This is a genomic window from Shewanella decolorationis (genome assembly GCF_004354305.1).
GTDB lineage: Bacteria > Pseudomonadota > Gammaproteobacteria > Enterobacterales > Shewanellaceae > Shewanella > Shewanella decolorationis.
This window is the reverse complement of record NZ_CP037898.1, coordinates 3,312,585-3,326,937: the sequence shown is the minus strand read 5'-3', so window position 1 is coordinate 3,326,937 and position 14,353 is coordinate 3,312,585. Positions and strand designations below refer to the sequence as shown.

16 protein-coding genes are annotated in these 14,353 nt (G+C 42.3%); 10 read left to right on the top strand and 6 right to left on the bottom strand.

All coding sequences use genetic code 11. The annotated features are described in order from the left end of the window. Positions 1-288: 288 nt before the first annotated feature. From EYR25_RS14895 to EYR25_RS14855, 9 genes are read left to right on the top strand one after another with little or no spacing between them, the layout of a single operon-like run. Complete coding sequence (locus EYR25_RS14895; protein ID WP_133181098.1) at positions 289-1,464, top strand: methyl-accepting chemotaxis protein; 1,176 nt, start codon at positions 289-291, stop codon at positions 1,462-1,464. 32 nt (positions 1,465-1,496) lie between these two features. Continuing rightward, positions 1,497-1,862 carry a response regulator gene (locus EYR25_RS14890; RefSeq protein WP_039976876.1) on the top strand — a complete coding sequence of 122 codons (366 nt, stop codon included), beginning with the start codon at positions 1,497-1,499 and terminating at the stop codon, positions 1,860-1,862. 12 nt (positions 1,863-1,874) lie between these two features. Further along, on the top strand, positions 1,875-2,195 hold the full coding sequence (locus EYR25_RS14885) for an STAS domain-containing protein (protein ID WP_133181096.1): 321 nt from the start codon (positions 1,875-1,877) through the stop codon (positions 2,193-2,195). After that, on the top strand, positions 2,192-4,375 hold the full coding sequence (locus EYR25_RS14880; protein ID WP_133181094.1) for a chemotaxis protein CheA: 2,184 nt from the start codon (positions 2,192-2,194) through the stop codon (positions 4,373-4,375). The genes EYR25_RS14885 and EYR25_RS14880 overlap by 4 nt, the downstream gene beginning before the upstream one ends. A gap of 25 nt (positions 4,376-4,400) precedes the next feature. Continuing rightward, positions 4,401-6,341, top strand: coding sequence for a methyl-accepting chemotaxis protein (locus EYR25_RS14875; protein ID WP_133181092.1), 1,941 nt, complete (start codon positions 4,401-4,403; stop codon positions 6,339-6,341). A 14-nt stretch (positions 6,342-6,355) separates the two neighbouring features. Beyond that, entirely contained in the window at positions 6,356-6,889 is a 534-nt protein-coding gene (locus EYR25_RS14870) for a chemotaxis protein CheW (protein ID WP_133181090.1), read from the top strand. Beyond that, positions 6,889-7,719 carry a CheR family methyltransferase gene (locus EYR25_RS14865; RefSeq protein ID WP_133181088.1) on the top strand — a complete coding sequence of 277 codons (831 nt, stop codon included), beginning with the start codon at positions 6,889-6,891 and terminating at the stop codon, positions 7,717-7,719. The genes EYR25_RS14870 and EYR25_RS14865 overlap by 1 nt, the downstream gene beginning before the upstream one ends. Position 7,720: 1 nt before the next feature. Beyond that, a complete protein-coding gene (locus tag EYR25_RS14860; protein WP_023265271.1) occupies positions 7,721-8,335 on the top strand; it encodes a chemotaxis protein CheD in 615 nt (204 codons plus the stop codon). Between the two features lie 13 nt (positions 8,336-8,348). Continuing rightward, the gene (locus tag EYR25_RS14855; RefSeq protein WP_133181086.1) at positions 8,349-9,419 is read left to right on the top strand and encodes a protein-glutamate methylesterase/protein-glutamine glutaminase; all 1,071 of its coding nucleotides are present in this window, start codon (positions 8,349-8,351) and stop codon (positions 9,417-9,419) included. Between the two features lie 246 nt (positions 9,420-9,665). Here EYR25_RS14855 and efp read toward each other — a convergent pair whose 3' ends face one another. From efp to EYR25_RS14825, 6 genes are all read right to left on the bottom strand, one after another. Next, complete coding sequence (gene efp / locus EYR25_RS14850; RefSeq protein WP_023265273.1) at positions 9,666-10,226, bottom strand: elongation factor P; 561 nt, start codon at positions 10,224-10,226, stop codon at positions 9,666-9,668. A gap of 26 nt (positions 10,227-10,252) precedes the next feature. After that, positions 10,253-11,458, bottom strand: a complete 1,206-nt coding sequence (gene earP / locus EYR25_RS14845) for an elongation factor P maturation arginine rhamnosyltransferase EarP (protein ID WP_133181084.1) — start codon at positions 11,456-11,458, stop codon at positions 10,253-10,255. A 79-nt stretch (positions 11,459-11,537) separates the two neighbouring features. After that, positions 11,538-12,065: a flavodoxin FldA gene (gene fldA / locus EYR25_RS14840; RefSeq protein ID WP_023265275.1), complete on the bottom strand. Its 528-nt coding sequence runs from the start codon at positions 12,063-12,065 to the stop codon at positions 11,538-11,540. Between the two features lie 55 nt (positions 12,066-12,120). Continuing rightward, the gene (gene ybfE / locus EYR25_RS14835) at positions 12,121-12,393 is read right to left on the bottom strand and encodes a LexA regulated protein (RefSeq protein WP_011622798.1); all 273 of its coding nucleotides are present in this window, start codon (positions 12,391-12,393) and stop codon (positions 12,121-12,123) included. 11 nt (positions 12,394-12,404) lie between these two features. Next, positions 12,405-12,626, bottom strand: a complete 222-nt coding sequence (locus tag EYR25_RS14830) for a DUF2788 domain-containing protein (RefSeq protein WP_039976885.1) — start codon at positions 12,624-12,626, stop codon at positions 12,405-12,407. A 101-nt stretch (positions 12,627-12,727) separates the two neighbouring features. Next, a complete protein-coding gene (locus EYR25_RS14825; protein ID WP_133181081.1) occupies positions 12,728-13,504 on the bottom strand; it encodes an alpha/beta fold hydrolase in 777 nt (258 codons plus the stop codon). 295 nt (positions 13,505-13,799) lie between these two features. Between EYR25_RS14825 and seqA the strand changes: the two genes are divergently transcribed. After that, a complete protein-coding gene (gene seqA / locus EYR25_RS14820; protein WP_023265278.1) occupies positions 13,800-14,351 on the top strand; it encodes a replication initiation negative regulator SeqA in 552 nt (183 codons plus the stop codon). The last annotated feature ends 2 nt before the right edge of the window (positions 14,352-14,353 follow it).

The window sequence follows — 14,353 nt, the reverse complement described above, 5'->3', positions numbered from 1 at the left end:
TATCTGAAAGGAGTTCTATCTGCCTTGCTGCGCAGTTCATATCCTACATGGACATTGATACCAATCGATAGCGCTTTAACTCAGTTTAAGCATTCTTTCTCGACCAAATATTCCCATAGCTATCCATCTCCCTTAAACCAAACCATGACGATGCAGAATATATTGTGTGATCTTGCTCATGAAGTAATGAGTCATTTGGCGTAATACAGAAAAAGGTACTACGTTTAATGTCAGGGAAAAGTTTTTACTCAACGTAAAGCAGAAATATAAGTAAAAGAGACAGTTAAAATGACAAGCATGGAGCGCCATTTTTTTTCTATCACGACCTTAACCTTCATGGTTGGAGCCATTCTCTTTTGTTGGTTAATCTGGCTCACATTATGGTGGCCTGCGGGATTATGTTTAGTTTCCACCTTAGGTTTTGCTTGGGTACTTCGCACTCAAATCAACAAATCTACTCATCTGTACGAATCACGACAACTCGCCTATGAAAATGAAAAACGCCGCCATGTTGATCAGCAAGTCGCAAAACTCGAAGCGATAATTTCACGCTTAGTACCTGTTTGGCAAGGACATATAGTTTCCGTAGACCAACAGATGAACCAAAGTGTTGCCAACATGACAGAACGTTTTGCCTCCATAATTAATGAAATTGAAAAAGTGATAACGAACTCTACCGAGATTTCAAGTCAATCTATTGCACCTGGGATAGAGGATGATAAGGCACTGTTATCTGCGTTATTCAATGATCTTAACCGAATGAACACTGCCAAGCTGGAACATCTAGAACAGCTAACTGGTTTAGTTAATGATACCAAAGCGCTCGATGGCCTCGCCGCTGAAGTGAGAAAAATTGCACAACAAACCAATTTACTTGCTCTAAATGCTGCAATCGAAGCCGCTAGGGCGGGCGAGTCGGGGAGAGGTTTTGCTGTTGTTGCGGATGAGGTTAGAACTTTATCGGCACAATCAGGACAGACCGGTGAGCGGATAACTCAACAAATCAATGAGTTAAATCAACGAATGACGGCGCTTTATCAGATAACGAATGCGGCAACTTTACAAGAAACTCAGGCATTAGAGGGCGGAGAATCAATTCTGAGTCGAGTGATTGAACACTTAGAGAATCGTACCTTGCAAATGAGAGATGAAGGAGTTCAAGCACTAGAACTCGGTCGTCAAGTTAAAAGAGAAATTGAGCAAATTTTAGTGGATTTTCAATTTCAAGATCGTTGTGACCAAATGCTCAGACAACTTGTCGCAAGTATTGAAGAACTTACTGAGCTTATCCGTGTACAGCAGCAAGCAAGGGAAGAGGGGTTACCCATTCCTGAAGGAGATGTTGAGTCTTTATTGGCCATGATGAAGCAAAGGTATGTTGCTACTGAGCAGCACGTTCACCATGGTGCAACAAGTGATCACCAATTCAAACACGCAGAGAAAAGTTCCATTAATTTCTTTTAGTTCAGATTTCTAATGCAAGGATGGCAGTTGACATGAAAAAAATACTGGTAGTGGATGATTCAGCATCAATCAGACATGTTGTGAGCATTGCGCTTCGTGGTGCAGGTTATGAAGTGATTGATGCCTGCGATGGTAAAGATGCGCTCAATAAACTCAATGGTGAAAAAATTAATCTTATTATTAGTGATGTGAATATGCCTAATATGGATGGCATTAGTTTCCTTAAAGAAGTTAAAAAGCATCCACGTTATAAGTTTACGCCCGTCATCATGCTCACGACAGAGGCTGGTCGAGATAAAATGGAAGAGGGAAGGATGGCAGGCGCAAAAGCGTGGGTGGTTAAACCATTTCAGCCCCCGCAAATGCTTGATGCCGTAGCAAAGCTTTGCTTGCCGTAAAGGGAGCTGTTTATGCCGATCGACATCACAACGAATGATCTAAGTGTAAGAGTTAGTTTGAGTGAAGAATTAACTATTTACAGTGTTATCGAGTTTAGAGATGCATTAATCAGTCATCTTAAGCCAAGCGTTGATATTAGTGTAAATCTTTCCCAAGTGACAGAAGTTGATACTGCGGGTCTCCAATGGCTACTCGCCGTCAAAGCATTGAGCATGGCGCAAAGTGTTGAGTTTTGTCATCACAGTAAGGCTATCGTTGATGCCCTCGAACTGTCAGGGTTATCAGGCACATTTGACGATACTATCGTGTTAGCCTCGGAGGCTCGGTCATGAGCGCCACGACTGAAGTTCAAAAACTGTTTATGACAGAAACCGAAGAATTATTACTAGACATGGAGGATGCCTTATTATCATTAGAGTCTGATACTGAAAACATAGAATTAATAAATCAACTCTTTAGAGCGATGCACACCATTAAAGGTGCGGCAGGTATTTTTAGCTACAATGCTATTGTTGATTTTACTCATCCTATTGAAACGACAATTGATCGAGTTCGTAAAAATGAATTAAAGATCAACAGTACACTGATTGCGCTACTCCTCAAATGTAAAGACCACACATGGGCGCTGGTTAATGCTTCTGTGGCCGAAGATGAGTTAGACCTAACAAGTTTAATGATCCAAAGTCAAAACATCCTAGCCGAGTTCAACCTAAGTGAACCAATCTCGCCAGCATTACCGAGTTGTCCACAACCCTTTGAAACTCAGACAATTAGTCCAGAACGCATCGATGAGCGTTATACTGATTCTGGTCATTGGCTCATTTCGTTAGACTTTACAGTTGATGCATTGCGTAATGGTCTAGACCCGTTAAATTTTATTCGTTATTTGCAACAATTGGGTCAAGTGCTTGAGGTTATTTGCTTAAGTAATAGATTACCCGCATTTGAAGTGTGCGACTTTGAAAGCTGTTTCTTGAGTTACCGAATTGTTTTTTCAGGTGATTGCTCTAAAGAGCAGATAGAAGCTGTTTTTGAATTTGCCCAAGATGATTGTGATATTCTGATTTTACCTTCACAAAAGATTTCTGAGTCATTCCAAAACCTCATTGATGAACTCAATCCATCAGAAAATCAACGGCTAGGTGAAATTTTACTGACAATTGGTGCTATTACTGAAAGGGAATTAACCAAATCACTGAATCTTCAATCCGGCCATATTCCAGAATGCGCATCAAAAAAACTCGGTGAAGTATTAATAGCAAACCAACTTGTCGATCAACCAGTTGTTGAGCAAGCCCTAAAAAAACAAACCCAAGCGAGGGAGCAGGCTCAAACAATCCGGGTTGATTCGAATCGTCTCGGGCAGTTAATTAATTTGGTGGGAGAATTAGTCACTGCCAGTGCAGCAATGAGGGTGATGGTCGATAAATATCATCTGCTGGATGCCAATGATCAGGTCAGCAGTGTTGAGCATTTAGTTCAAGAGATTAGAGAAAATGCCCTACAGCTAAGAATGGTTCAAATTGGTGAAACCTTCTCGCGATTTAGACGCGTAGTTAGAGATGTCAGTAATGAGTTAGGTAAACAAATTGAATTGACTATCCAGGGAGGAGAGTCTGAACTCGATAAAATTGTCGTCGAAAAAATTAACGATCCATTGACTCATTTAGTACGCAATGCCCTCGACCACGGAATTGAGTTACCAGAGCAACGAATCAGTAAAGGAAAAAGCCCCACAGGTCATTTGATGCTGAATGCATACCATGATTCGGGTCATATTGTTATTGAAGTGACAGATGATGGTGCAGGTCTTGATCCTGAACGTATCCGTCGCAAAGCAGAGTCATTAGGAGTCATTGAGGCAAACCAAGTACTTAGTCATGCTGAAATATTAAGACTCGCCTTTGAGCCAGGTCTTAGCACTAAGGAAAAAGCCAGTAATCTTTCTGGCCGTGGTGTTGGCATGGACGTCGTTAAACGCAATATTGAAGCGCTTCGTGGTTCTGTTGAGCTCGATAGTGAATTAGGTAAAGGCACAAAAGTTACAATTACCTTGCCATTAACCCTTGCCATCATTGATGGTTTTATGGTCGGAGCCGCAAACGAAAACTATGTCATTCCTTTGAACATGGTAGAAGAATGCGTCGAGCTTAATCAGGGGGAATGGCATGAGCAACAAAAAAACTACATCAGTTTACGGGGTGAACTGATGCCATTTATACGTCTTACTAGTTTTTTCAACATTTCCCAAACCAATCAACATAAAAGAGAGAGCCTTGTCGTTGTTCGCTTTGGTCGTTCTAAGGCTGGAATAGTTGTTGATAAGTTATTTGGTGAGCAACAGACGGTGATTAAACCCCTGGGGAAAATGTTTCAACATCTAAAAGGATTAAGTGGTGCCACCATTCTCGGAACGGGGGATATCGCTCTAATTCTCGATATTCAAGGTTTAATTACGGAAGTAAGTATTGGCGCGAAAAAACATCATCATGTCGCAATGATTGATGACTAGCTTATGTTGAAAAGGAATATTGACTATGTTTAAGAAGATGACGCTCAGTATGCAAATTTCTGGCGGATATGCATTAGTGTTATTGCTGTTATTAGTAATATCTCTAGCCGCTTATTTTGGATTGAATAAAGCCATTGAAGGTTTTAATGATTACCGCACATTAGCACGCGATGCGAATATGGCGGGCAGGATCCAAGCAAATATGTTGACTATCCAGATACAAGCATACGATTATATTTTCCAAAATAAAGAATCTGCCTATAAACAATTTAATGACCGAAATGCAACGGTTAACGATGTCATCCAGAAGGCGATGACTGAAGTTAGTGACCCAGAATTAAGTCAACAGATTGCCGATATTCGCAAAGATATTGTTGATTATAATAGTTACTTTGATTCAATCGTTAAGCTAATTAAACTTAGAAATGATGAGGTCACTAATGTATTAGTTCCAAAGGGTATCGAGATCGTTGCTCTAGCCTCAGATACAATGCATCACTCTTTTAATAAGGGACAAATTGAAGTTGCCTATCGCGCTGGGGAGGTACTTGAATCGGTATTGAGTGCTCGATTGGCAGCAGCTAAATTCCTAGATACTAACTTAGATACAGATTTACAGCAGGCATTAGCAGCATTAGAGCTTGCAAAAGGTGAGAGGCTTTCAACGTTAAAAGCTACTGTAACTGATTTAGATACACAGGCTAAATTGGTTCAATTTGCAAGCAGTTTAGATAGTTATGCTGCTTCCTTAAAAGTGGTTTACAACACCATCAACGAGCGAAATGATATTGTAAAGAACCAACTTGACCGTATCGGTGGTGAAGTTTCACGCCTTACTGAAGATATCAAATTAAGTATACTGAAAAAACAAGATGCTCTTGGTCCACTCGTAAAAGCGCAAAACGAGCAAACCCTTAATACAGTGATTAGCGTTTCCCTCGCGGCAATCATTATTGGCATTTTACTGGCTTGGTTTTTAGTGAAAATAATTAAAAAACCATTGGGTGGTGAACCAAGGGATATGGAAACCATTGCACGTGCAATTGCCAATGGGGACTTAACGGTAGAATTAAAACAGAGTGAACAGGCTACAGGGGTATATAAGGCAATGATTGATATGATTGACAGCCTTACCTCAGTAATCGCACAGGTGCGAAGCGGGGCTGATAATTTATCGAGCGCTTCATCGCAAGTCAGCAGTACAGCACAGAGTTTAAGTCAAGGTGCAACTGAGCAAGCGGCTAGCGTAGAAGAAACGACCAGTGCCGTTGAAGAGCTCAATGCTTCAGTACAACAAAACTCAGAAAATGCCAGAGTGACAAATAACATGGCAACGGTTGCCGCTGAAGAAGCAAGGCAAGGCGGAATTGCGGTTGAACAAACCGTAGCCGCAATGAAACAAATCGCCGCGAAAATTAGTCTTATTGAGGATATTGCTTATAAAACCAATTTACTTAGTCTTAATGCCGCAATTGAGGCCGCAAGGGCTGGTGAACATGGAAAAGGCTTTACCGTGGTCGCCTCTGAAGTCAGAAAGCTGGCTGAAAATAGCAGTCTCACTGCACAGGAAATTAATAAGCTCGCCAGTGAGAGTGTTGGAATTGCTGAAAATGCTGGCCGATTAATTGCCAATATTGTGCCTAATATTCAAAAAACATCTGATTTGGTCCAGGAAATCAGTTCTTCTTCCGATGAGCAAGCAATTGGAATTAGTCAAATTAATGATTCTATGCTGCAACTCGATAAAGCAACCCAGCAGAATGCCTCGGCGTCAGAGGAGTTGGCTGCTACATCGGAAGAGCTTAATGGCCAAGCAAATCAACTCCTTGAAGCTGTAGAGTTTTTTAAACTTGCCACCAATAATGAAAGACCGTCACAAGGAAAATCGACTCGTGCTACTGTTTCTGGGCGTAAATCAGCAAAAACCAAGCAATATGTTGAACGTTCTGAATTTGAGCGATTCTGATAAGGGGCAATATCATGGATCAGTTAATGAAAATGGCCCAAGCTAGCACTGCTGGCGATATTACCCAATATCTGACCTTTCAATCAGCAAATGATACTTTTGCCATTGATATCCTAGATGTAAAGGAAATCATTGAAATAGAAGGTATCACTCGAGTGCCTATGATGCCTGAGTTTTTGTGCGGTATTATTAATTTACGGGGCAGAGTCGTACCTGTTATTGATTTATCCAAAAGGCTGGGTCGCCATACAACGGTCATGACCAAAAAAAGTTGTATCGTGTTGGTGGAGGTGAGTCATGAGGAAGAGCAACAAATCATAGGTATGCTAGTGGATGAAGTGAATGAAATCCTTGAAATAGATGATGAGCATACACAACCTCCACCAGATTTTGGCGCTGATCTTCGTGTTGACTTTATTCGTGCAATGGGACGTGTAGGTGAACACTTTATGATATTGCTTGATATTAATTATGTGCTTTCGGTTGCTGATATTAGTGCAATCAGTCAGCTGAGTTTTCATGCTACTGACGTTGTCAATGAAGAATGATGAAACCTTATCAACAACTCCCTATTGAATTTTCAATCTTAAAACAAAGGGAATTTGAGCAAATTCGGCAATTTTTATATGAAGAAGCAGGCATATTCTTAAGTGATATCAAGAAGTCATTAGTTGCGAGTCGCTTATGCAAGAGATTGAAGGAAACTGGTTATCAGAATTATGGAGATTATTTTGAGTTCGTTAAGAATAACTTACAACATATTGAATACCATCATTTTATCGATGCCTTAACGACAAATGAAACCTTTTTTTTTCGTGAAAATGAACACTTTGACTTCGTAAAACAATTAATCAAAGACCATTCACAAAAAAAATCTTGGCAAGCATGGTCGGCGGCTTGTTCTTCGGGAGAAGAAGCATATAGCTTAGCAATGTTATTTGCAGATATTTTAGGTATTGATGGGCAATGGCAGGTTCAAGGCTCTGATATCAGTCAACGGGTGTTGGCAAAAGCGGAATTGGCACACTATCTACTTGAGCGAAATGAAGGGATTGGTTTTGAAAGACTACAAAAATACTGTTTAAAAGGAGTGGGCAGGCAAAGTGGTACTTTTTTAATCGATGATAGATTAAAAAATAAAGTCTCTTTTTTTACGATGAATCTAACCCAATCCTGCGAAAGTGTTGGAATGTGTGACGTTATTTTTATTCGTAATGTGATGATCTATTTTGACGCAGATTCTAAACAGCGGGTCATAAATAACGTGGTAAAACAGTTAAAGGTTGGCGGTTACCTCTTTATCTCACACACTGAATCGTTGATGCATGTAAATCATAGATTGAAGCAAATTAAACCCTCGATTTATCAGAGGATTTAATGTGGGAAGAATAGAGTTCAATCAAAGAAATGTGATCATGATAGGTCCTGGCCAACATTACGCCACAGCAAAAAATGAGGTTATAAAGACCTTATTGGGTTCATGCGTTGCGGTTTGTTTATTTGACCCTAAGGCTGAAGTCATTGGCATGAACCATTTTTTGTTAGCCGCAGATCGTCGAAAAGTCACACAGTTTCTTGATTCCCGTGCAGGATATTATGGTGTACATGCTATGGAGATCTTAATCAATGCAATGTTAAAGCTAGGTGCTCAAAGGCAATATTTGCAAAGTAAAATATTTGGAGGTGCAAATGTACTGTCTTTGTGTGCTGATAATATTCTCAATCACTATGATATTGGCGGGATGAACATTGATTTTGTTAGGCAGTTTTTAAAACGAGAACAAATTCCAATCGTGAGCGAAGATCTTGGGGGACATTCTGGTCGAATAATTTACTTCGATCCCACAGATTTTTCTGTTTATCGTAGTTTAATCGAAAATAAATATGAAGAAATTGTCTCGCTTCAAGATGAAGAATATCGGTACTTTAATCAGGCTAGCGAAGATATTCATTCTGCTGGCGTGCCAGTAGTGATTTGGCAGGATACTGAATAACCAAGGAGATAATGTGATAAAGGTTGCCATCGTCGATGATTCTGCTGTTGTTAGGCAAGTGCTCAGCAGCATGTTAGAAAATCAGCCGGATATTACTCTTTTAGGCTGTGCTCGCGATCCTCTCTTTGCCTTAAAACTATTTGAACAGCAATGGCCTGACGTCATTATTCTCGACATTGAAATGCCAAGAATGGATGGAATTACTTTTCTGAAAAAAATTATGTCAGAAAAGCCAACACCTGTAGTGATCTGTTCTACGCTGACGGAACAAGGCGCTTCAGTAACGATTTCGGCACTTGCAGCCGGTGCGGTTGATATCATTACAAAACCAAAACTTGGGTTAAAAGGGTTCTTAGAAGAATCACAGACTCGTTTATTACAAGCCGTGCGTGCCGCTGCAAAAGCTTCTGTTACAAAGCTACGTGCAGCTCCTGTAAAACCCATGCCCGTAGTTGCTAAGCACGATGCAGATATCCTACTGTCTTCTTCACCTCAAGCATTGCATCAGACAACGGATAAAGTCGTTGCTATAGGTACTTCAACCGGTGGAACCCACGCACTAGAGTATGTGCTAACCGCTTTACCACGCACATGCGCGGGCATTGTTGTGGTCCAACATATGCCAGAGCATTTTACCGCGGCATTTGCTAGCCGATTAAATGCGCTATGTGAAATGGAAGTTAAAGAAGCTGAGGATAATGATAGGGTAATGCCCGGGCTGGTTTTGATTGCTAACGGCGGCAAACATATGCTTCTCCAACGTAGTGGAGCTCAATATCGCGTGCAGTTAAAGGATGGACCTTTAGTTAGTCGGCATCGACCATCAGTTGATGTGCTATTTCGCTCAGTGGCAAATGCGGCTGGTAACAACGCTCTTGGAATTATAATGACTGGAATGGGCGATGATGGCGCGCGCGGTTTATTAGACATGCATCAGGCTGGCGCGACAACATTAGCACAGGATGAAGCCAGTTGTGTTGTATACGGTATGCCAAAAGAAGCTGTAAAGCTTGGAGCAGCAAACAGACAAGTGGCTTTAGCCAATATAGCGGAAGAAATAATCAATTTTACTAGGGCGTGTTGACGTTTCAGGGGTATTTTTGCAGCAATTTGGCTAGCTTTTATGCAAGGCAAAGTCCATGCCTTCTACATAAACGGACGATAACAGAACTATTCGTCATTTGAGTAGAATAACGACATATCATTCCTCGTTTCGCGAGCACGTGCTTGCCAGAACGAACAAAATCTAATCTCGAAACGTCAACACGCCCTAGGCAATAAAAAAGCCAGTGCAGGCACTGGCTTTTTTATCTGGGACTGGGAAGGGCGATTATACGCGCTTCTTGAATTCGCCAGTACGAGTGTCGATTTCAATCTTGTCGCCAACTTTAACGAAGTCAGCCACGCTGATTGTACCGCCACCAGTGATAGTTGCTGGCTTCATCACTTTACCTGAAGTATCGCCACGAGCTGATGGCTCAGTGTAGATCACTTCACGTACGATAGTGGTTGGCATTTCAACAGAAATTGCTTTGCCTTCGTAGAAAGTCACTTGGCAAGTTTCTTCCATACCGTCAACGATGTAAGCTGCTGCATCACCTAAGTTTTCAGCTTCTACGTCGTATTGGTTGTATTCTGCATCCATGAACACATACATAGGATCAGCAAAATAAGAATAAGTACAATCCAGACGATCTAGGATGATGTCTTCTAACTTATCTTCACCTTTGAAAGTGGTTTCAGTACCAGAGTTAAGCAGTAAGTTTTTCAGCTTTAACTTAACGATAGCAGCGTTACGGCCAGAACGAGTTGTTTCTGTTTTCTGTACAACCCATGGGCTGCCTTCAAACATGATCACGTTACCAGGACGGACTTCATGAGCAGTTTTCATTACACAATTTCCTATATGTCGATTTTCTATATCAGCGCAGCATCATAGCTTTTTTTCACGAATTGGACTAGCCGAGTCGCAAGATCTGCAGCATTTATTGCGTCAATTGGCCAATCTTTAGCATGTTGCAAGAGTGGCAAACTGACTGGATTAATGTTTTGCCAGTGATTCTTCACGGCAGATTGCTCACCTTGGTTAAATGCAACATTCAATTTAGACCAAGTATCAGCAATATTAGGGGGCAGATTATCGCAGTAAAGTTTAATAAAAGCTTCTAATTTTATGAGATGATAATCATCTTCTTGCGGATAAATATGCCAAATGAAGGGTTTAGCAGCCCATTGTGCCCTAAGGAAACTGTCTTCTCCGCGAACAATATTAAAGTCGCAGCTCCACAGCAGGCGATCGAACCCTTGTTGGTCCGTCATTGGCAAAATATGCAAGGTCAAATTATCAAGCTTAATTTGCTGCCCAGGACTGAGTTCATCAACCTTGCAGGGCAATAAGTGTTGTAAGCTATTTAAGCTGCGTCCCTTGGGAATGAGTGCATGGATTTTGTCATCGCTTGTTGCACTGGCTTGCCAGAGCTCGCATAACGCGGGCAGAGAAACCGTTTCATAGCTAAAGACGCTATAGACAGTATCTTGGGCTTGAATATCCTTAAGGCCAAGCCGTTCAAATAATTGCAATTTATTTGCGCTATCCCGCTGCCATGCATCGCGCTCGGCAAATAGCTCCCGCTCACATATCAGTCCACCCGTTTTAGGTGTAAAGCCTGGGAAAAAGAAATACTTTTTGATGCCGCTTGCTTGCATCGACGGTAAACCATGGCAGCCATCAACCCAATCTTCTGCACTTAAATACTCTAAATTAAGCCATAAAGGCACAGATTTAGGCGTTTGAATATGCAGTGCTGTAAGTTGTTGTTTTACTGCTTCGGGTAATTCGCAAGCAAAGGCTTCAATTAATACCGCACCAGGCACAAATGCCACGGGCAGGGGCGTTGTCCAATGATTGATGGTGACGCCGTTAAAGACTTGGCTGCTAAGCTTTGGGTCAAGACTCGGTAAAATATGCGAAAAACTGTTTAAGTCATCAACCCAAAGATTTATTGGGATCTGATATTCATTGACTAACTGTTTGGCTAAACGCCAAGTGACACCGATATCGCCGTAGTTATCGACGACAGTGCAGAAGATGTCCCAGTGTCGATCTTGGTGGTATGTTGTCATCGGAGTTATCACTTTTGATATTACGTAAAATAAGCATAAAAAAAGCGGCGTTTAGGCCGCTTTTTTTACGGTAATAAATTTAATCTTCTAACTCAGCTAAGCACATTTCTTCGTAGATTTGCTTAACCCAAGCGTCAACACGCTCTTCTGTCAGCTCGGGTTGACGGTCTTCGTCAATTCCTAAACCGATGAAGTGGTCGTCATCGACTAAACCTTTAGAGGCTTCAAAATTATAACCAGCAGTTGGCCAATGGCCGATGATGATACCGCCACGGGCTTGAACGATATCGCCAATCATGCCCATGGCATCGAGGAAGTATTCTGCGTAGTCTTCTTGGTCACCACAACCGAAGATAGCAACCAGTTTGTCAGTAAAATCAATCTGTTCTAACTCAGGGAAAAAGTCATCCCAGTCGCACTGCGCTTCACCGTAATACCAGGTTGGGATGCCGAACAGCAGCAGGTCATATTCTGCGATCTGTTCTTTGGTGCTCTTGGCGATATCTTTCACCTCAACCATTTTCTTACCCAGTTTCTTCTGGATCATCTTGGCGACAGCTTCGGTGTTGCCTGTGTCGCTACCGAAAAAAAGACCTACAGTTGCCATTGTCTATCCTTTATGTCTAGTTCACTTATACGTTAATCTTGCTGCTATCGATTGCTCAGCATTCTATTTTTTGCTGAAGAATTAATTCGATTAACTGGCTTCGGCTGATGTTACTGGCCAATGCCTGCTCATTCAAGGCGTCATATAAATCTTGTGACACCTTTAACTCTATTCGCTTTAATCCTTTGGCTTTATCCCGCTGGATCTGGTTGCGCTTATTGACCTTAAGTTGCTGGCTACGGGACAAAGGATTGCTACGTGGGCGGCCCCGGCGCTTTTCATTGGCAAAAAGGTCAATGGTAGTTCTATCTGTTGCTTCTTTTGCCATGTTCTTATTGTTTAACCGACGCCTGAACCTTCCCAGGACATCTGGATAATACCTTTTGCAATAAACCCGGCGCAGCCGAGAAATAACACTAACCACACAATAAATCGACCAAATTTCGGCACATTACCTTGTTTAAGCACATCGTGGATGGCCATGCCGATAAAGAAAAATATCGCGGCAAAAAACAGGTTCAGGCCGATGGTTTCAATTTGTTCCATGTACTGAGATAACATACTTTCTTAGTCCTCTAGAGTCTTCTAAGGCTAAAAGAGGCGCGAATATATCACATCAGCAAGGTGTCGGCTATATGATTTAGGTCGAGAATCATTGTCATTTACACTGAGTGTTTGTCAATAAATTCAGACACAATTCGATTAAAAACAGCCGGTTTTTGGGCATGTAGCCAATGGCCGCAACCTTCTAATGTTTTGGCCTGCGCCGCGGAAAATTGGCGCATGATCTCATCGCGGTGCTCGGCGGTCACATAATTGGACTCGCCACCACGGATAAAAAGACTCGGTCCGTTAAAGACTTGCTGTGTTTCGTGCTTTTGATTAGGCCAACCAATGATGTTGGGATAGCAGCTTTTTAAGCCAGTGAGGTTCATCTTCCATCGAAAACCAGTATCGGTGCGCTGAAGGTTTTTAAGTAAAAACTGCGCGGTCGGCTCATCGATGCCACTCGCTAATAAATGCGCTAGCGCAAAGCGGCGGTCGGTGTGCCCTTCGAGTGGCAAACTTTCGAGTGCGGCAAATACCGCATCATGGCGCGGTTTATAAGCAACAGGGGCAATATCGGCGGCCACCATGCTGATGATGCGTTCTGGATAGGCAAGGGCAGTTGCCATGGCGATTTTGCCGCCCATGGAGTGACCAACAATATGCGCGCGCTCAAGCGCAAGTTCATCTAACAATGCCACCATCGCCTTGGCTAAGCTTGGGTAATCCATCTCTTGCCAATGTTCACTTAAGCCGTGATTAGGCACATCGACACGAATAACCTGATGATTTGCTTCGAGGACCTGTCCTAGCCCCTTAAGATTATCTAAATTGCCAAAGAGTCCGTGGATAAGGAGGACTGCTTCTCCTTGACCTGTGGATGCAAAATTCATGAAGTCGCCTGTGCTGTGGTACATAAAGTGCTGCGGATTGTGCCCCTAATGGGTTAAGTTTGACAAGTCTTGAGGCGATTTTGAGGCGTAGTGCGCCGAACTTGCTGGCTTTTTCAGCGATTAACGCGCTTGTGCTAATTTGATGTGCGATTTCACGCATTTTTAGATTAATGATGCTTTATCAGATTGATAGAGATAGATACACTGGGGCAACGATCGCACAGATCCTTTGCGAGGATCGCCTGTGGTGCACTTTTTCGGTTAAGCCTATCGAATAACAAAGGATAATAAGGTTATGAAATACATCGAAGTGGATGAAGAGCTCTATCGTCATATTGCCAGCAAAACGGAACGTATTGGTGAGAGCGCCTCTGACATTCTCCGTCGATTACTCGGCCTGTCCATCGATGCGGTTGAACAAACGCAGCCACAGGCCATTAGCCAACCGAGTTTAGAGGCGGCGACGCCTGAGCCACAGGTTGCACCTCAGGTAGAAACCTTAGTCTCTGCGACCGATTTCAATCAATTGGTGGATGAGCATAAGTTAGCGCAGCAAAAAGGCGCCGTGGGCCGTTTCTTATTCTTGCTCGAGAGTTTATATCAACAGAGCCAAGCGCAATTCTCGCAAATTTTACAGATCCAAGGTCGCGATCGACTCTATTTTGCGCGCTCTCGGGAAGAATTACTCAAGGCGAGTGCTACTGCCAACCCGAAGGAAATCGGTAATACCGGATTTTGGGTGACGACCAACAATAACACCGCCAAAAAACGGGCGATTTTAGTCGAAGCCTTAGTGCAATTTGGTTGCGATGCCGAAATCGCCAACGGCATTGCCGAACGCGTATAACG

Excerpts from the sequence above, each read along its gene's own strand:
- EYR25_RS14895 (WP_133181098.1), top strand. The coding sequence starts at position 289 with ATGACAAGCATGGAGCGCCATTTTTTTTCTATCACGACCTTAACCTTC.
- EYR25_RS14890 (WP_039976876.1), top strand. The coding sequence starts at position 1,497 with ATGAAAAAAATACTGGTAGTGGATGATTCAGCATCAATCAGACATGTT.
- EYR25_RS14885 (WP_133181096.1), top strand. The coding sequence starts at position 1,875 with ATGCCGATCGACATCACAACGAATGATCTAAGTGTAAGAGTTAGTTTG.
- EYR25_RS14880 (WP_133181094.1), top strand. The coding sequence starts at position 2,192 with ATGAGCGCCACGACTGAAGTTCAAAAACTGTTTATGACAGAAACCGAA.
- EYR25_RS14875 (WP_133181092.1), top strand. The coding sequence starts at position 4,401 with ATGTTTAAGAAGATGACGCTCAGTATGCAAATTTCTGGCGGATATGCA.
- EYR25_RS14870 (WP_133181090.1), top strand. The coding sequence starts at position 6,356 with ATGGATCAGTTAATGAAAATGGCCCAAGCTAGCACTGCTGGCGATATT.
- EYR25_RS14865 (WP_133181088.1), top strand. The coding sequence starts at position 6,889 with ATGAAACCTTATCAACAACTCCCTATTGAATTTTCAATCTTAAAACAA.
- efp (WP_023265273.1), bottom strand. The coding sequence starts at position 10,226 with ATGAAAACTGCTCATGAAGTCCGTCCTGGTAACGTGATCATGTTTGAA.
- earP (WP_133181084.1), bottom strand. The coding sequence starts at position 11,458 with ATGACAACATACCACCAAGATCGACACTGGGACATCTTCTGCACTGTC.
- fldA (WP_023265275.1), bottom strand. The coding sequence starts at position 12,065 with ATGGCAACTGTAGGTCTTTTTTTCGGTAGCGACACAGGCAACACCGAA.
- ybfE (WP_011622798.1), bottom strand. The coding sequence starts at position 12,393 with ATGGCAAAAGAAGCAACAGATAGAACTACCATTGACCTTTTTGCCAAT.
- EYR25_RS14830 (WP_039976885.1), bottom strand. The coding sequence starts at position 12,626 with ATGTTATCTCAGTACATGGAACAAATTGAAACCATCGGCCTGAACCTG.
- EYR25_RS14825 (WP_133181081.1), bottom strand. The coding sequence starts at position 13,504 with ATGAATTTTGCATCCACAGGTCAAGGAGAAGCAGTCCTCCTTATCCAC.
- seqA (WP_023265278.1), top strand. The coding sequence starts at position 13,800 with ATGAAATACATCGAAGTGGATGAAGAGCTCTATCGTCATATTGCCAGC.